Genomic DNA, 17,501 nt, shown 5'->3' on the forward strand with positions numbered 1-17,501 from the left:
CCGTATCGTCTTTTGAGGAACCACCATGCTCCGATTTATCCAAGCAAGCTCACTCGTCGCAATGTGCGCCATCGCACCCCAGCTTATGGCCTTTGACGAGCTCGCTTACTACAAGTACCTGCATGAAAACCCCGAGCTTTCTTTCCAGGAAGAGCAAACAGCCGCAACGCTGGCTAAAACGCTGGGAGATGCAGGTTTTACCGTGACCAGTGGTGTCGGAGGACATGGATTGGTTGCCATGATGCAGAACGGGGAGGGGCCTACCCTTATGGTCCGCGCCGACATGGATGGACTGCCTGTTGAAGAGGATACGGGGCTCCCCTACGCCAGCACCGTACGTGCAAAAGAGATGAATGGTCAGGACGTCTCCGTTATGCATGCCTGCGGCCACGACGTGCATATGACCGTGGTGACAGCAGCTGCACTGGAACTGGTGAATAGAAGAGATGAGTGGCAGGGAACACTCATGGTGATTATGCAGCCGGCAGAAGAGCGAGGTGCAGGCGCTCGAGACATGCTTGCGGACGGCCTTTTTGAGCGATTCCCTCAGCCGGACTACAACCTGTCGGTGCACACAATTGCGACCCTACCCGCGGGTAAAATCGGATACATTTCTGGCTGGATGATGGCCAATGTGGATAGCGTGGATATCACGCTCCATGGAGTAGGTGGCCATGGAGCCTATCCCCACACGGCAAAGGACCCTGTGGTTCTCGCTGCCGCAGTGATTATGGACTTGCAAACGTTGGTATCACGATCCATTCATCCAGCGGAGCCCGGGGTGGTCACTGTGGGCTCGATCCATGCTGGCACCAAGCACAATATTATCTCCGATAAAGCGACGCTCCAGTTAACCGTGCGTTCTTACTCAGATGAGGTGCGAGAGACGCTTCTGTCGGGGATAGAGCGCATAACCGTAAACCAGGCAGAAGCCTTGGGTTTTCCCGAAGACCAACTGCCAGAAGTTAAGGTCCTAAACGAATACACTCCGGCGCTTTGGAATAACCCGGAATTGGTTGCTCGGGGTGTTGCTGCAATGCGCGCGGAGTTGGGCGACGATGCGTTGGCTGAGATCCCCAAAGAAATGGGGGGCGAGGATTTCTCCCGCTATGGACGTACCGACGCGAAAATACCCTCTTTCATGATTCGCGTAGGCACTGTGCCCGAGTCACTGTGGGAGGCGGCAGGTCGCGGTGAGGCTCGCCTGCCTTCGTTACACTCTGCGTTCTTTGCACCGGATCCGGTTCCTACTTTGGAAACAGGTCGTCGGGCCATCACCGCGATGGCCTTGGACTTATTGGCGAAACCCTGATGCCTTGAATTTGCGCGGCGCCGGGCCTTAGGCAGTCGCTGGTTTTTGCGGTTCCTGAGGCAGTGGCTTGTTGTTCTTTCGTGCGGCCCAGCGGGTTCTTAAAGCTGTAGGTAGTGCCAGCAAAGCCGGTGTCGCTATCAGCGTCAGTACTGTTGCGAAGGACAGACCAAACACAATGGCTTGAGACAGCGGGCCCCAGAACGTCGCCATCTGCCCCCCTGCCGTGATACTGCGATTTACGATATCTATAGATAAGTCGCAAGCCAGCGGTAGGAGTCCAAAGACAGTTGTTACCGTCGTGAGCATAACGGGACGGAGTCGCTGCGCTGCGGCGCGGACGATGGCGTCTTGCACGCTCAGTTCGGGGCTCTCTGCCCGCACAACATTAAACGTGTCGATGAGTACGATATTGTTGTTCACGACGATACCGGCCAGTGCGACGACTCCGACTCCTGTGAGAATCGCGCTGAACGGATTGCCGGTGATGATCAGGCCCAATAAAACACCGGCGGTAGACATGATAACGGCTAGAAGTATCAATCCGCTCTGGTAGAAGCTATTGAACTGCGTCACCAGCAATACGAACATCAATAGGAGTGAGAGTAAAAAAGCACCCTGAACGAAGGCCATGGAGTCTGCTTGTTCTTCGTTTGCTCCGCGAAATTCAATATTTAGACGAGGATCAAAATCTTGCGTGCCCAGCCACTCTTGAATCTGCCCCACCATAGTGTCGGCAAGGACTCCCTGAACGACGTTAGCGCGGATACGCTCTACCGGAAAAGTATCAATACGCTGAAAAGTATCCACTCCTGGCGCAGGCTGAATGCGTACGAAATTACTAAGGGGTATTTGCCCTTGCTCTGTGCTGATCCGTAAATCGTCCATGGCTCGAATACCGCGATCCTGGATCGGGAAGCGGGCTCGAATATCCACCGCGTCGTCAGCACCATCCGGCCGATACTCTGCTACTTTGACACCATTCGTAACTAACTGAAGAGCTACTCCCGCCGAGAGCACATCAGCTCCATACAGCGCGGCTTGAGCCCTATCAACCTGCATACGCCACTCGATCGAGGGCAAGGCGCGGGTATCATCTATGTCAATAAGCTCCGGGAGCGTATCGAGATAGTTATGAATACGCAGCATGGCCGGTTCGAGGAGATCCCTATGCCTAGATTTGAGCTCGATCTGAATGGGCTTGCCCACAGGAGGGCCTTGCTCCATGGCGTTAACTTCTACTTTGATCCCAGCGAAGTCACGGGTGCGCTCTCGCAACTCACGCATAACAGCGAAGCCATCCCGATCTCGATCCCACTCGGGCACCAATTCCAAAAAGATGCTGCCAATACGATCGTTGACTGCACCGCCGCCCATACCGCCGCCACCCGAGTTGCTTCCGGGCAGGATCGTACGTGTGTTCACAGACCGAATATCGGACACCTGCAACACCTGACGCTCAACCTCCAGCACCAGGTTGTTCACGTCGCTCTCCGAGAAGTTGCCACGGCCGCTAACGGACATGGAGATAAACTGAGGATCGGAGTCGTTGAAGAACACCATGCCCGCGCCGTACTTACCGTAGGCCCAGAAAACGCAAAAAAGTAGGGAGAAAATGGTTCCTACCGTGGTGAGTGGGTGGCCGGTGATCCATGCCATCATTCGGGCATAGGCCCCTGTAAGTGTGTTCAGGTGTGTTGGATCGCCATGATCAAGTTCTTCCATAGTCGCCTGAGCTGCGGCGCTGTGCACTGTGGGTTTGCCGAAAATGGAGCCCAATACCGGGCCGAACAAAAGCGCATAGACCAGTGAGCCGCTGAGTACCGTGAACACGGTGACGGGCAGGTAGCGCATGAACTGGCCGGAAATACCGGGCCAAAAAATTAAAGGGAGGAATGCAGCTAGAGTGGTCGCCGTGGATGCAGTCACTGGCCAGAACATACGTTTGACAGCCTCAGAATAAGCTTCTTTGTGTTCTATGCCTTCGCTCATCTTCCGATCAGCGTACTCGGTTACCACGATCGCTCCGTCAATGAGCATTCCGAGCCCCAACAACATGCCGAACATGACCATGAAATTGAAGGTATAGCCCAGCTGGTAAATAATGATTATCGAGAACAGCAGAGAGAAGGGGATACCCAGTCCGACAATCACGCCACTTCTAAAACCCATCGCTGCGACCACGATAACCATGACGAGCGCGAGCGCTGTCATAATATTGCCTTGAAGCTCAGTGACCTGAACTTGAGCAAATTCGGCAGTGTTCTGCGACGGTACAACAGCGATGGTTGAGGGTAATCCTGCCGTGGACTCCTCGACCACTTTTAAAACTGCTTCTGAGGTATCAATAACGTTAGCGTCCACGCGTTTTTTGACTTCTACGGTCATCGTCTCTACGCCGTTGAAGCGCGCGTGGCTGGTTCGATCCTTAAACGTCCGGCGGATACTTGCAACATCAGACAGGGTGACCACTGAGTCGCCGCTCACTTGAACAGGTAAGTCCATGATGTCGCTGGCAGACTCCACCACCGAGGGAACTTTCACCGAGAAGCGACCCTTGCCGGTGTCTACGCTGCCCGCGGGAATCAGGCGATTGTTACGCTGCAGGATGTTTACCAGAGACTCACTGGAGATCTGATAGGCCTCAAGTGCCTGCGGGTCAATAATGACTTCGAGAACTTCCTCACGATCGCCTCTTATCTCGGCGCTAAGAACCGAGGGAATAGATTCGATATCGTCTCTTAACTTCAGGGCTGTCTCATAAATTTGCCGCTCGCTGGCCCCGCGGCTGAGAAGGTTAATCTGGATAAGTGGGAAGTCATCAACGTCCAGCTCTCGAACGATGGGCTCTTCCGCAGTGGAGGGTATTTCTGACTTCCCTCTGTCCACGGCTTCGCGCACGTCAGTAAGGGCCACGTTGAGGTCTACGCTCGGCTCGAACTCCACAAACAGGGTGGCATAGCCCTCGGAAGCTGTCGCGCTGATCTCTTTGAGCCCCTCGATCTTCCTTAGCTCTATCTCCATGGGTTGGATAAGTAAGCGTTCGGAGTCTTCCGGGGAAATTCCCTCGTGAGGAATTCCGATATAAAAGTAGGGCAGCACGATGTGTGGATCGTTCGCAATGGGTAAGGCCGATCGTGAAATCAAGCCAGCGAGGACCAGTACGCCCATCAGCATGAGCGTACTACGAGATCGGTTGATCGCCTTGTCTATGTAGCTGCTCATAGCAGGCTGGCCGTCGCGGGTGCAACGCTTTCATCCAGGGCCTCAACCTCTTGTCCGCTGGACACAAACTCATGCCCAACAGTGATTAGGCGCACCACGCCCGGAAGCCCTGTGACCCAAGCGCCATCGGCCGCATCCTCCACGATGGTTACGGGATGGAATACCACACGGCTGTCGCGATCTACAGCCCTTAGTCCCACGAGGCCGGCATCGTTCAGGGTGAACAGCGCGGGCGATACACGGTGTGCCAGTACTGTTTCTGTCTCGACGCTGGCTACGGTAGTGAGGCCAGCCCTTAGACGGTAATCGCTGTTAGGCACTGTGATTTCGACAGGGTAGGTGCGTGTGATTTCGTCAGAAACACTACCCACGAAAGTGACTTTACCCGTGAGTTTTTCATTGGTGCTGGTACGGGCGGTGACCGAGCCGCCAAGACTGACGTAGTTGATATCTCTCTCGGAAACATTGGCCGAGATCAGCAAGGGGTCTAGATCGATGAGCGTCGCACAGGGCGCCCCGACAGAAGCGAGATCCCCGACATCCATGTGCAGAGTTTCAATAACGCCATCAAAGGGCGCAACTATGCGAGTACGCTCGAGGTTGAGCTTTTGGCGGGCGAGGCCCGCGCGGGCAGATTCGAGTTCCGCCGCGACCTGTGCAATACGAATCTTTGAGAGGAGGTTCTTGTCTTGTAGCTCTAAAGCGCCGCGATACTCGATTTCCGCCTGGGATAGCGCCGATTCTGCCTCCAGAACTGAAGCCTCACGGTCGTTGACCGCCAATTCACAGAGCAGCGCGCCTTCCTTGACGCGATCACCGCGCTCAACTGGGCGTGCTACCACGCGGCCAGTCGTTTCTGCGCTGACTTTGGCCATACGCTTACTGGCGGTTTTGCCACGCAGAATTCGTGTCAGCGTGCGCTGCTCAGCATTGAACTGGCGTACACGAACGCGAGGCAAATCGTGCTCCTGATCCGCCAGGGCCACTGTTTTTGTGTCCAATGTGGGTTCGGGCCCGGCGCTAAACAGTCCAGACGCAAGCCAAAGGAGCAAGCCAACGCCAATAAGCGTGGCGATTATGAGGTTCTTTTTCATGATGGTTTTCGCAAAGTCGTTGGCTCATTATACCGCCTGCCCGGGTCCCCTCAGGGCGGGCAAAGGCAAAAATATTCACACACAACATACGCAGATTGAGGGCTTTTGGGTTTGCCGGAGGGTGCTTACATCGATACTGGGAGTGCGATGCTGGGCGGATTAGAGGCAAGTTCTGGCAAGAATGGTCGGCGGACGGTATTCTCACTGTGCAAAAGTCAGTATGATCGTGCGTCGATCAGCCTCGGACAGGGAGATAGCTTTTATGGCACTGGTAGAATTCAACAAGGTAAGACAGCTTTTTGGTGAAGCTCCGCAGACCGCGGATTCTGATCTTTTCAGGGAGCTGTTTGTGCTGGTTCTGTCTCGCGCAACGGATGCTGATGCGTACACGCACCCGGCAGAAATCGCTACGGTTCAGTCTGTTATTAAAGAAGAGCTTGGCGAAGACCTCTCCGACAGTGAGGTGAGAACCGCGGCACTATCGAAAATCTATGAGTCCACACCACTGCCAAAGTGCCTGATGAATGCGGCGCCCAAGCTGAATATGGATCAACGGCGAGCGATTCTGCGCGGTCTGGTAGCCGTCATGCACGCTGACGACAATATCTCATCTCGCGAGGCAGAATTCTTTAACATGGTTGTTTCAGCGCTGGGCTTGTCCGCAGCCGACGCTGCAGGGTTGATTGTCGCCTAAAGCTCCCGCTGTCGATACGGTAATGCCTAGGCCTGCCTCGGCATTACCTATCTTTCAGGACGCCTTCCCAAGTTTTGCCATGCCGCGCTAGGCACGGAATGCCCTCAGTCGCTCAAGCTTGGGGCGTACGACCAGACAGCACTTCCTGAAACACCTCGGTATCTACGTTACCCCCACATAGAATAACCGCGATCCTTTCTCCCGCGTTGATGTCCTTTTCCCGAATGGCCGCGGCTAGCGGTGCCGCGCCAGCGCCTTCGCTGACATTGTGTGTGCAGCGAAAATACAGGCGCATAGCGTGGGCGATCTCATCATCACTAACCGCGATTACGCGCTGCGCTCCTTCTCTGTAAATCGCAAGGGCCTCTGGCACTACAGAGCGAACGGCAACGCCGTCGGCAAAAGTACGCGCAGACGCCGTCGTCTCAGGTTTGCCGCTAAGAAAAGCCTGTTGGGCCGCCGTTGCTTCCGTAGAGACAACGCCGATCACCTCAGTGTCCAGGCCCATAGCATCCCTCGCTGCGATGACCGCGCAGATACCCGAGCCGCAGCCAATAGGTACATAAACTCGCTTGATGTGAGGTACGGCCGAAAACAGCTCCAGCGCATAGCTTGCGACACCTGATACCAGCGCTTGGTGGAATGGGGGAACCAGATAAAGATCCTCCAGTGCAGCCAAACGCTTGGCCTTTTCTCGGGATTCATCAAAGTCCTTACCGTGTTCGATCAACTTTGCACCGAAGCCGCGCATGGCATCGTTCTTTTCGCGGGCGTTGCCGTGGGGGACCACAATCGTCGCTTCGAGCCCCGCAGCTGCGGCGGCACGAGCCTGGCTTTGACCATGATTGCCCCGGGTTGCGGTGGCGATACCGCGGCACTCCGGGTGAGTTTCACGCAACCAATCGATGAAAGTGATGCCTCCACGCACTTTAAACGCCCCCGCAGGCGTGTGGTTCTCATGCTTCACCCACAGCTCTGCTCCAAGCTCGGCGGCTAGCATAGGCCAGGCGTACTGTGGGGTCGCCGGCATAGCCGCGTAAACTCGCGTTGCCGCTGCTTTTAGAGATGCCAGGGATGTAGTGTTGTCAGGCATTGTGCCTCCTCGACTCTAGGTGATTGGCTATCCACATCCCGGCTATCATCGCTGCAAAAAAGTAGTAGGTGCCTACGTCTCCATAAAACAACGCAGTGACCGCTGGCCCGGGACAGAAACCGTAAATGCCCCATCCTATGCCAAAGAGGACGGCTCCTCCGAGGAGTCTTCCATCGATCGCACGCTTCACTGGGAAGTGGAAACTGGGAGCAAACAGCGGTCTTTTTTGACGCCGCACCAGTGCAAAACCAACGAAGGTGACCATCACTGCGGAACCCATAACCAGCAGCAACGCGGGCTGCCAACTTCCAACGACATCGAGAAATCCCAAGACTTTGTCCCGGTCGGTCATACCGGAAAGCACAAGTCCAAAGCCAAAGATTAACCCGCTGAGAAGGCCGGCGACGGATCTCATAGGCCACCGCCAAGGACGTGGCGAGCGACGTAGACCGTGATAATGCCACTACCCATAAACGTTATGGTCGCAGCTGCGGACCGCGGAGCAAGAAGGCCGATGCCACAGACACCGTGGCCGCTGGTACAGCCTTTACCCCACCGCGTTCCCAGACCTACCAACAGTCCTCCCACCACAGCCCAGGACACGGGCAGGTTCTGAGGTGAGGGTAAGGGAATGTCCAGTAGTGTATGAGCTGCGACGCCGCCGCCTGCGAGCCCAAGCAGAAAAAGCCAGCGCCATAGATGCGTCGACTGTTCGGTGAGTGCTCCCCAGAGAATGCCACTGACACCGGCGATTCTTCCCGCAAGGGACAGAAGCACCACTGCCGATGTGCCGATACATAAGCCGCCCATAACGGCCATCCACAGTTCTGTGTTCATGCTGCCCTTTAGATCCTATTGAAAGCGCGGGCGCTATCTTGATCGTGAGACCTTGGAATGACAAGCTGCAAACGGATTTGAACCAATGCAGCGCGCCGACAGGCAAAGGAGTACGGGTGGTCACAGCCTCGTTAGACGACAGTAAAGGGGAAGAGGGGGCCGGCGAAGTAGCTTCCGACGACCTTGTGGTGGCTCCTCTGGCGGGTTTCCGATTCATTCCGTTCCGGCGCAATGATGTACTTCAGATGCTTCGTGCTGAAGAGCGTCTTGGTGAATCCCCGAGGCAACGCTTTGAAGCTGCGGCGAATACGATCGAGTACGCGTTTCGCGATGAGTTCCATGTGATTCGACAGGACTTGAAAGAGTGCTACGCCAGCCTTGATCCTGACGCCGACACGCGCCAGTTTCCAAAGGTCGCGCCCACGGGAGACGAAGCCACCGACTTGCTTGCAAGTCGTTTGGAGAGTCTGCTCAACCGAGCAAATTATGAAGTGCTCACCGATGAGCAGTTAAAGAAGGCATTTCGCAGTTCTTCTCTTTTTCAAATACGACTCCGAGTCGATCTAAAAGACTTTGACAATGTGCTTTTGTACTGCCGCGGCAGTAATGAGCGCACGGAGACCGTTCGCTTGTTTTTCGGCCTGATAAAGCGAAAGGCGAAGTTCGTGAACTACGATCGCGTTGTACTGTTTTTACGCTTTGCAGACCGAGGGGTGAAAACGGACAGTGAGTTCACTCCTGGTCGCGTGATGATTAAGTTGTTTCAAAACGTTCCCGATGCGGATTTGGAGATGTTGTTTCCCAATACCCGTGTAGCCATGCGCTGGAGCGATCGGCTTCTTATTGGTGTGCCTGCACTGGCTAGCGGGGCGATAGTGGCGACAACGAAGCTCGGTGCGCCTCTGCTTCTCTTGGGAGCCTTGGGCGGTTTCTGGCTGGGGCTACATAGTGAGCCTGTGGTGTTGGATAAACGAGGTCTGCTTATGATCGGTGCCGGCTTTGGAGCCCTTGGTGCCTACCTGTGGAAGCAGTGGTCCAGCTATCGAAACCGTAAAAATCGCTTCCGCCAGGCGCTTACTCGGGACCTCTACTTCAAATTGCTCGATAACAATGGAGGTGTTCTCTTACGAGTGCTGGACGATGCGGAGGACTCTGAGTGCAAGGAAGCCTTTGTAGCTTTGTATTTTTTACTTGCCGAAAACAGGCCTATGAGCGCTGAAGATCTTGATGAAGTTATCGAAGGATGGTTTGCGAAACGCTGGCAGGCTCACCTCGACTTTGAGATAGCTGATGCCCTGCAAAAGCTCGTGTCACTCGGTCTGGCGACGGAAGATGAGGGACTGTGGAGCGCAATTGATTCCGAGCCCGCTATTGACTCTGACTCACTGTGAAAGGATTCGATAACACGGGGTCGACTGAGCCCCTGCAACCTGGTTTGCTGGGCCTGATCTATCGTCGCCTCGCGCCGGTGCTAAAAGAAAACCGTCCTCGCGTGCTCCTCGCTTTGTTGTGCCTGATAGCCGCCAAAGGCGGTCTTTTGCTGATTCCCTTTTTGCTAAAGGCACTGGTAGACGGCCTTGATGCAGGCGCCGAAGCCACAAGTCTGATGCTGCTACTTCTCTTGGTGGTTGCCTACGGTGCTGCGCGCTTGGCCAACACGCTGTTTGGCGAGTTAAGGGACACCCTATTTGGTCGCGTCACAGAAAGAGCGATGCGACGTATCGGTATTCAGGTTTTTCGCCACGTCCACAGTCTCGATCTGGATTTTCATTTGAATCGGCGCACCGGAGGCCTTGCACGAGATATCGAGCGCGGTACCTCGGGAATCAGCTTTTTGCTGCGTTTCTTTATTTTCAATATTGCGCCAACGCTTTTCGAAATCGCCATGGTTACGGGTATTTTGTTGCTCAGCTATGGGTGGCCCTATGCGGCAATCGTACTTACTTCTGTCACTCTTTATGGTCTGTACTCCTTTCGAGCCACCGCGTGGCGCACTCGTTTTGTTCGGGAAGTCAACGAGGCGGACTCGAGTAGTAATACTCGCTCTGTGGATAGTTTGCTCAACTACGAAACGGTGAAGTACTTCACTAACGAGGAGTTCGAAGCAGAGCGATACGATGAATCTCTTGCCACCTGGGAGGTGGCACGTCGAAAAAACCGCCTGTCACTCTTTGCACTCAATGGGGGACAGGCACTCATTATTGCTTTGTCCCAAACGTCTATGCTCGCCTTGGCGGCGTGGCAGGTGCAAAGCGGCGACATGAGCCTTGGCGACTTTGTGCTGGTTAATCAATTTATGTTGCAGCTCTTTATGCCTCTGGGTTTTCTGGGGTTCGTATACCGAGAGATAAAAAGCTCACTTGCGAACATTGAACGTCTGTTTGCTCTTCTGGATCGGCAGCCCAAGGTGTCTGACAAGAGCGATGCTAGAGACTTGGAGGTGAATACGTCGACCCTAAGCTTCAATGCGGTAGGTTTTTCTTACGATGATTCAAGACCCATCCTCAGGGACGTGAGTTTCTCGATCATGGGCGGAGAGAAGGTAGCAGTTGTAGGCGCCAGTGGTGCCGGTAAATCAACCTTGGTAAAGCTTTTGTTTCGTTTTTATGATCCCGAGTCTGGCTCGGTAACCATCGATGGTCAGGACCTTCGAGATCTAAGCCAGCGATCGGTTCGACGGCAAATCGCCATCGTGCCTCAGGACTGCGTACTGTTTAATGACACGCTGCGAGAAAATATACGCTACGGCAATCCCGAGGCGGATGACGATGAATTACTCAAAGCTATCGCGACGGCACACCTGGAGGACTTTGTCGCACGCCTTCCCAAAGGGCTGGACACTGTAGTGGGAGAGCGGGGATTGAAGCTTTCCGGCGGAGAGCGTCAGCGAGTGGGTATTGCCCGCGCTGCTATTAAGGATGCTCCTATCCTGGTCTTTGATGAGGCTACGTCGAGCTTGGACAGCCGCTCGGAGCAGGCTGTATTGGATGCTTTTTCTTCCATGGCACAGCAGCACACGACCTTAGTCATTGCTCATAGGCTCTCTACCGTCATAGACGCTGACCGGATTGTTGTTTTACACAGCGGAAAAGTGGTCGAGCAGGGGAAACATCATGACCTGCTTCTTGAGAACGGGTATTATTCGCAACTTTGGCAGGCTCAACAGCGCCGCAGCGAACAGGACTAGTGTGACCGTAACTCTTTGGACATTGACCAAGGGCCAGTCTGGAGCGATTGATGGCTTCGACGAAACGCTACAGGATGAGTACCGGATTCGGTTAATGGAGCTGGGTTTCCACCCTGGGGAGATGGTGAGCTGTCTTCAGGCGCCGGCTCTTGGTGCCCCAAAGGTTTATCGCGTCGCCAACACTGTGTTCTCCCTAGATGACGAAGTAGCGAGCCACGTTCAAGTACGGCCCGAAAATAATGACTGATAATCCTCGCCAAGAACCGCACAAAGCTCTCCTTATCGGTAGTCCCAACTGCGGTAAGACATTGCTCTTTAATCGTCTAACGGGCTTGCAGCACCGGGTCGCCAACTTTCCCGGTATCACCGTGGAGATAGCCAGCGGGAAACTTTCTGGACATCCGGGAGTCACGCTTTATGACTACCCGGGCACTTATTCTCTGCAAGCGATTTCCGGGGAAGAGCGAGTAGCGGTTGAACAATTTGAACTGGCTCTCAAGGACGGGGAGTTAGGCGTCGTGCTCTGTGTCATTGACGTTACCCGACTCGAGAAGAGTCTGTACCTGGCTCTCCAGGTTATTCGGGAGTGCGGGCGAGCTGGAAAGCCTGTGCTTGTGCTTGCGAACATGATTGATGTGCTGGAGAACCACCGCATCAATATAGATTTGGAGGCGCTGGGCCGCGACATGGGGGCCACTGTGCTGGGTATTTCTGCTCGCACAGGCCAGGGTCTGGAGCGTCTTGATGCTGCGGTGTCAGAGCAGTTATCGAACCCGGTATGCCCAAGCGATCATCAGGAACCAGACATCTTGCTGCGCGGCAATGCCCACCAGCTCGCTCGAAATTACGGGCCGAAAGGTGACATTCTCCTGCGTACCCAAAATCGATTAGACGCTTTTTTCCTCCATACAGGTTTTGGAGGCATCGCGTTTTTCGCCATCATGTATCTGTTGTTTCAGTCGATTTTTACCTGGTCAACGCCTGCAATGGACGCGGTGGAGCAAGGACTCGTTTGGATCTCAGATCGAGTGGTTCCAATGATAGACACGCCACTGTTGAAAGATTTTACGGCAGATGCCCTGTTTTCCGGTCTGGGTGCGTTTTTGGTTTTCGTGCCGCAAATCTTTGTACTCACCTTTGTCATCGGTTTGTTGGAAGACTCGGGCTACATGGCTCGAGCAGCTCTGATTTGTCACCGTCCTCTGCGGTTCTTCGGGCTAACGGGTAAAAGCTTTATTCCTATGCTGTCGGGTGTTGCCTGCGCTATACCGGGAATCTATGCAGCACGTTCTATTGATTCACCCAGACGTCGTTTTTTGACCTACATGGCGATTCCTCTCATGCCTTGTTCTGCACGCCTTCCGGTATACACGCTTTTGATCGCCGCGTTCATTCCCAGTACCACGGCCCTCGGAGGGCTGGTTGGTTATCAGGGTTTGGCGATGTTTCTGGTGTATTTTTTTGGGATGCTCTGTGGGCTCTTGGTGACTGCAATGGTGTCGCGCTTTAGTACATCGGAGGAATCTGACTTGCCCTTCGTACTCGAAATGCCAGCCTATCGTTTACCGACGCTTGTCCCTCTTCTTCGGAAGTCATGGAGACGCTGTCAGCATTTCATTACCAAGGCGGGAGGCATCATTGTAGCGGTGACTTTCGTGATTTGGGTCCTTGGCTATTTTCCAAATTACGGCGCTGACTTAGGGGCGTCGTGGCTTGGTCAGATGGGTCGTTTTGTGGAGCCCGTGTTCGCACCTCTAGGCTTGGACTGGCGTTACGGAGTTGCGGTGATGAGTTCTTTCCTTGCACGGGAAGTGTTCGTTGGCACCTTGGGCGTGATATTCGGCATAGAGGGCGCGGAAGAAAACATGGTCCCTCTTGTTGCGCAGATTCAGAACAGCGATTTGGGTATAGCGTCGGGAGTGTCCCTGTTGGTGTTCTTCGCCGTAGCACTGATGTGTGTATCTACCATGGCGGTGCTCAGCAAAGAGTCTGCTTCTAATCGTCTGGCTATCAGGATGTTTCTGGCCTACAGCGGTATGGCGTACGTGCTGGCGTTATTGGCATATCAGTTGGTCAGCCTATTTGGTGGATGACATCCGGGCCGCCCTTGCTAGAATGCCGAGTACCCGAACAACATTGTAATCACGCGGACTCGCTGGGCTAATGCTTGATTGTGCTTCATACAACCCCTGGAAAGTTATCCGCGTTCCCCTAATAGCATTCTTACTGGCGTTGACTCTGACAGGCTGCCAGCCTCGGGTGGAGCTTCATATCGCGTTCGCCCCTTGGGTTGGCTTTGAAACTTTGAGTTTGGCTGACGAGTTTAAGTGGCTTCCCGAGGGGGTGGTGCTCCGTCGTACTGCGTCTGGGGTGGAGTCCATGGAGGCGTTGCGCTCCGGAGAAGTGCAAGTCGCTGCGCTGACTCTTGATGAAGCCCTCCGATTGCGAAGTGATCTGCCGAAAATCGCCATTGTCCTTGTGATGGATGAGTCCGCAGGCGCGGATGTCGTGCTCGCCAAGGCGCCCATAAAAAGTGTTCGTGATCTTGAGAGAGCTCGCGTTGCGGTTGAGTTAGGTACCGTGAGTGAGTTCCTGCTGCGTATGGCCTTAGATGCCGAAGACTTAAGCTTGGAGGACATCGAGGTTATTGATCTCTCCGGAAGTGATCTCCTAGCAGCCTTTGAGATGGGTGATGTCGATGCTGTGGTCGCCTACCCACCGATGACAGATGATATCGTCGCGCTGGGTGCCACAAGAATCTTTGATAGCAGTGAGGCTTCCAACACAATTTTTGACGTACTCGTAGTCAATCGTCCGAGCCTGATTAATCGTCAAGAAGTTCTGTCGCAAGTTATAGCGGCTCACTTTAAGGCGCTAGATTACCTTGATCGAAGCCCTGATGATGCCGTGTATCGCTACGCTGAGTATCAAGGTTCAAGCGCCGCGGAGGTGAAGGCTACGCTGACAAAAGTACGTCTTCCGCGCTTACAGGTGGTAAGAGCTTTTTTGGCACCGGATGGCGCTGTGGAAGAAACAGCGAAGCAGATGCTTGTAGAGCAGATAGTTTCGCCGTCTGACGCGGATTTATCCAAGTTAGTAGATTCGCAATACTTGCCCAGAGTCTTGCAGTGAGTCCTTGGTCCATGGTCAGGCGCTTGCTTTCCACAATGCTATTTTTTGTGCTGGCGATCACGGGCGCCCAGAACGGCTATTCCCAAGGGAGCGAGCAAGTGACTATTGCCGTGCTCGAATTCGATACCCAAGAGGTAGTCGCGCGCCAAATGCGCCCATGGCTAGACGGACTCAATGAACAATTTGCAAATGTTCAATTCACTCTTGAAGTGTTGTCGATTGACGAATTAGACACGCTTGCCCGAGGGGGGAAGAGCGCGATCATCGTTTCTGATCCCTATCACTATCTCCGTCTTCGTGCTTCTGACCGAATGACTGCTGCGTTTGCGACTATGTATCGTTCGTCTAAAGCGGGAAACATCGGGAGTTTGGGCGGCACGATATTGGTGTCCTCGCAGCGTGACGATCTCAAAACTCTTTTAGATCTTCGCGGCAAGACTGTTGCGATTGGCGACTTTCGAGACACCGGAGGCTTCGTTTTACCAATGGCCGAACTGGCGAGAGTCGGTATGGAACGCTCGGATATCCGGTGGATTGAAGTGGGTAGTCAAACAGATGCAGTTGCGGAACTTGTTGATGGTCGTGTCGACGCCGTGTTTCTCCGCTCCTCATTGCTGGAAGCCATGACTCGCAGAGGCGATTTAAATCCGAGTCTAGTCTCCGTTTTGAACCGTCAGAAGCTGGGGGATTATCCCTTCGCCGTATCAACCCGTTTGCATCCGGAATGGCCCCTTGTGGCTACGCGGGGTACATCGCCGGAAATTGTCGCGCGGATTCTTGGGGCTATTTTGTGGCGCCCCGGAGGCCGTTATGCAACGGATGAGGGGGTGTTCGCGGGAGTAAATGCACCGGCAGATTATTCTGGCCTTGAAAGCGAGTTAAGGCAGTTGCGCTTAAAGCCCTATGACAAACCTCCAAGTTTCTCGATTTTCGATATTTGGCGTCAGCACACTCTGGGCGTTAGCACCGTAGTTGTTTTAATGTTTTTGGCCTTGGGGTTGCTCCTGGCGCTATTGGAGCGTAATCGCCGCCTGGCAACGCTCTGGAGAGACTTGCAACGATCGGTAAAAGCACAGAAGGCGGATCATCAAAGACTAGAAGATCTTAATCAGCACTTCGAGCTGTTTCTCAATCGTACAACCGACTTTATGTACTTTAAGGATGCCTCACGGCGTTACGTGTTTACGAGTCGCAGCTTTGCGGAGCTAGTGGGCATTCCGGATCGACGCGGCGTGGAAGGACTCCGGGATGAGGACGTTTTCCCTCCGGAAATTGCTGAGGAATATGTTCGACAGGAAAAGGAGCTTTTCCGATCGCGCGAGCCGTTGGTGGATCAGCGTCAGCGCTTTAAAAAGCTAGACGGGAGCATGGGTTGGGTGTCGACCTATAAATGGCCGGTCTTTTCCAAGGATAGTAGTGAGATTACCGGTCTCTTTGGGATAAGTCGCGATATCACCGACCTTCATGACCACGAGCAGCAGTTAGAGCGGGCCGCACACTACGATGCGCTAACTGGATTGCCAAACAGGACTTTGTTTTCTGATCGTCTCGATCAGGCAATGGCCTCTGCGGATCGTCGACTCGTGGAGCTCGCGGTCGTTTACATGGATCTCGACAAGTTTAAAGAGATCAACGATGAGCACGGTCATGCCACGGGTGACGAACTTCTCATGCAGCTTTCCCAGCTATTTAGCCGTCAAATCCGGCGGACGGATACCGTCGCACGCTTGGGGGGTGATGAGTTTGTTTTTCTTATCTGCGACTTTAATAGCCGAAAAGAATGTATTGCGCTGCTCGATCGCCTCATGAGTGCGATTCATGAAACGCGTGTGGTTTCCGGTGTGTCGATGCAGGTGTCGGCAAGCGCGGGTATAGCCTTTTATTCCCCGGCTATGGACGTTGGGCCTGACCATCTTCTTAGGCAGGCAGATCAGGCCATGTATCGCGCCAAAGAAAGCGGTAGGAGTCTCTATCGCATATCCGACGAGCAGGAGGATTCGGCGCTTCGCGCCTTTGTAGAAGTCTTCGGCGATGGTATTGAGCGGGGAGAGTTTGAGCTCTTCTATCAACCCCTTGTTGATATGCGTAAAGGGACTGTCGTCGGTGCGGAAGCTTTAGTGCGCTGGCGCCACCCCGAGCGTGGGTTGTTACCCCCAGATCAGTTTTTGCCAGCCATGATGGGGCATCGCTTGGCGGTCAAGCTGGATAGCTGGGTTCGTGGCGAGGCGCTCGCCCAGCAAAAACTCTGGCACGAGCAGGGTTTGGATTTGGGTATGCACGTGAATGTTACGGCGCTTGACATCACACAGCCTGAGTTTGTTCCGAGACTGCGGGCAGACATAGCCGCCGCTGGTAATGAATCGACCAGTGGGTTCACTCTTGAGATTTTGGAGAGTGCAGCAGTAGCCGATGCGGCAAGGGTAAACAGTGTTATCGAGGAGTGTCGAGAGCTGGGCGTTAATTTTGCGCTCGATGACTTTGGCACGGGTTACAGCTCGCTCTCTCATATTAAAGATCTTCGTGCCAGTACGGTGAAGATTGATCAGAGGTTTGTGCAATCAATGTATGCGAGCTATGACGATTTTGCGCTGCTTATGGCAATTCTATCCATGGCGAGGGCATTTGATCGAGAGGCGGTCGCAGAAGGCGTAGAAACGATAGAGCAGGCAGAGATGCTTCTCTTACTGGGCTGCTCTGTGGCCCAGGGGTATCTCTTTTCCCGGCCGATTCCTGCGGCGGATTTTGAGCGGTGGGTGGCAGACTGGGAACTACCTTCAAGCTTACGTAACACCGCGAAAGAATACTCATCCTTGCCTACGCGAGGGGCACACGAGGGGCGTGCACTCTGGGAGCAACGTACTCACTCTTCGCAGAATCGCGTCTCTACTAGGAATGTTAAGCGTGCACCGTGATTATTCCCGCGCTAGTGA

13 protein-coding genes are annotated in these 17,501 nt (G+C 54.1%); 8 read left to right on the forward strand and 5 right to left on the reverse strand.

The window, feature by feature from the left end; translation table 11 throughout:
- The first annotated feature begins 25 nt into the window (after window positions 1–25).
- Window positions 26–1,312 (forward strand): amidohydrolase, encoded by a 1,287-nt coding sequence (locus R0137_RS08790; protein ID WP_407326050.1) that lies wholly within the window; start codon window positions 26–28, stop codon window positions 1,310–1,312.
- 27 nt (window positions 1,313–1,339) lie between these two features.
- Here the strand turns inward: R0137_RS08790 and R0137_RS08795 are convergent, their stop codons facing one another.
- Window positions 1,340–4,534 carry an efflux RND transporter permease subunit gene (locus R0137_RS08795; protein WP_407326051.1) on the reverse strand — a complete coding sequence of 1,065 codons (3,195 nt, stop codon included), beginning with the start codon at window positions 4,532–4,534 and terminating at the stop codon, window positions 1,340–1,342.
- Window positions 4,531–5,628, reverse strand: a complete 1,098-nt coding sequence (locus R0137_RS08800; protein WP_407326052.1) for an efflux RND transporter periplasmic adaptor subunit — start codon at window positions 5,626–5,628, stop codon at window positions 4,531–4,533. Before R0137_RS08800 ends, R0137_RS08795 begins: the two co-directional genes overlap by 4 nt.
- Window positions 5,629–5,890: 262 nt before the next feature.
- Between R0137_RS08800 and R0137_RS08805 the strand changes: the two genes are divergently transcribed.
- Window positions 5,891–6,322, forward strand: a complete 432-nt coding sequence (locus tag R0137_RS08805) for a TerB family tellurite resistance protein (RefSeq protein ID WP_407326053.1) — start codon at window positions 5,891–5,893, stop codon at window positions 6,320–6,322.
- Between the two features lie 112 nt (window positions 6,323–6,434).
- Here R0137_RS08805 and R0137_RS08810 read toward each other — a convergent pair whose 3' ends face one another.
- From R0137_RS08810 to R0137_RS08820, 3 genes are read right to left on the reverse strand one after another with little or no spacing between them, the layout of a single operon-like run.
- The gene (locus R0137_RS08810; protein WP_407326054.1) at window positions 6,435–7,415 is read right to left on the reverse strand and encodes a threonine dehydratase; all 981 of its coding nucleotides are present in this window, start codon (window positions 7,413–7,415) and stop codon (window positions 6,435–6,437) included.
- On the reverse strand, window positions 7,408–7,830 hold the full coding sequence (locus R0137_RS08815) for a DUF6691 family protein (RefSeq protein ID WP_407326055.1): 423 nt from the start codon (window positions 7,828–7,830) through the stop codon (window positions 7,408–7,410). Before R0137_RS08815 ends, R0137_RS08810 begins: the two co-directional genes overlap by 8 nt.
- Window positions 7,827–8,252, reverse strand: coding sequence for a YeeE/YedE family protein (locus R0137_RS08820; protein WP_407326056.1), 426 nt, complete (start codon window positions 8,250–8,252; stop codon window positions 7,827–7,829). The genes R0137_RS08815 and R0137_RS08820 overlap by 4 nt, the downstream gene beginning before the upstream one ends.
- A gap of 116 nt (window positions 8,253–8,368) precedes the next feature.
- On the opposite strand from R0137_RS08820, the gene R0137_RS08825 reads away from it, so the two are divergent.
- From R0137_RS08825 to R0137_RS08850, 6 genes are all read left to right on the forward strand, one after another.
- Window positions 8,369–9,643 carry a TMEM143 family protein gene (locus R0137_RS08825; protein WP_407326057.1) on the forward strand — a complete coding sequence of 425 codons (1,275 nt, stop codon included), beginning with the start codon at window positions 8,369–8,371 and terminating at the stop codon, window positions 9,641–9,643.
- Window positions 9,644–9,675: 32 nt separating this feature from the next.
- Complete coding sequence (locus R0137_RS08830) at window positions 9,676–11,439, forward strand: ABCB family ABC transporter ATP-binding protein/permease (RefSeq protein WP_407329996.1); 1,764 nt, start codon at window positions 9,676–9,678, stop codon at window positions 11,437–11,439.
- A 1-nt stretch (window position 11,440) separates the two neighbouring features.
- Window positions 11,441–11,686: a ferrous iron transport protein A gene (locus R0137_RS08835; protein ID WP_407326058.1), complete on the forward strand. Its 246-nt coding sequence runs from the start codon at window positions 11,441–11,443 to the stop codon at window positions 11,684–11,686.
- Window positions 11,679–13,532 (forward strand): ferrous iron transporter B, encoded by a 1,854-nt coding sequence (locus R0137_RS08840; protein WP_407326059.1) that lies wholly within the window; start codon window positions 11,679–11,681, stop codon window positions 13,530–13,532. The genes R0137_RS08835 and R0137_RS08840 overlap by 8 nt, the downstream gene beginning before the upstream one ends.
- A gap of 211 nt (window positions 13,533–13,743) precedes the next feature.
- Window positions 13,744–14,571, forward strand: a complete 828-nt coding sequence (locus tag R0137_RS08845; protein WP_407326060.1) for an ABC transporter substrate-binding protein — start codon at window positions 13,744–13,746, stop codon at window positions 14,569–14,571.
- Window positions 14,568–17,483 (forward strand): EAL domain-containing protein, encoded by a 2,916-nt coding sequence (locus tag R0137_RS08850; RefSeq protein ID WP_407326061.1) that lies wholly within the window; start codon window positions 14,568–14,570, stop codon window positions 17,481–17,483. Before R0137_RS08845 ends, R0137_RS08850 begins: the two co-directional genes overlap by 4 nt.
- Window positions 17,484–17,501: the final 18 nt, after the last annotated feature.

It is taken from the genome of Congregibacter brevis, from assembly GCF_045689245.1.
Classification (GTDB): domain Bacteria; phylum Pseudomonadota; class Gammaproteobacteria; order Pseudomonadales; family Halieaceae; genus Congregibacter; species Congregibacter brevis.

Coding starts and splice junctions, on each gene's coding strand:
- R0137_RS08790 (WP_407326050.1), top strand. CDS start 26: ATGCTCCGATTTATCCAAGCAAGCTCACTCGTCGCAATGTGCGCCATC.
- R0137_RS08795 (WP_407326051.1), bottom strand. CDS start 4,534: ATGAGCAGCTACATAGACAAGGCGATCAACCGATCTCGTAGTACGCTC.
- R0137_RS08800 (WP_407326052.1), bottom strand. CDS start 5,628: ATGAAAAAGAACCTCATAATCGCCACGCTTATTGGCGTTGGCTTGCTC.
- R0137_RS08805 (WP_407326053.1), top strand. CDS start 5,891: ATGGCACTGGTAGAATTCAACAAGGTAAGACAGCTTTTTGGTGAAGCT.
- R0137_RS08810 (WP_407326054.1), bottom strand. CDS start 7,415: ATGCCTGACAACACTACATCCCTGGCATCTCTAAAAGCAGCGGCAACG.
- R0137_RS08815 (WP_407326055.1), bottom strand. CDS start 7,830: ATGAGATCCGTCGCCGGCCTTCTCAGCGGGTTAATCTTTGGCTTTGGA.
- R0137_RS08820 (WP_407326056.1), bottom strand. CDS start 8,252: ATGAACACAGAACTGTGGATGGCCGTTATGGGCGGCTTATGTATCGGC.
- R0137_RS08840 (WP_407326059.1), top strand. CDS start 11,679: ATGACTGATAATCCTCGCCAAGAACCGCACAAAGCTCTCCTTATCGGT.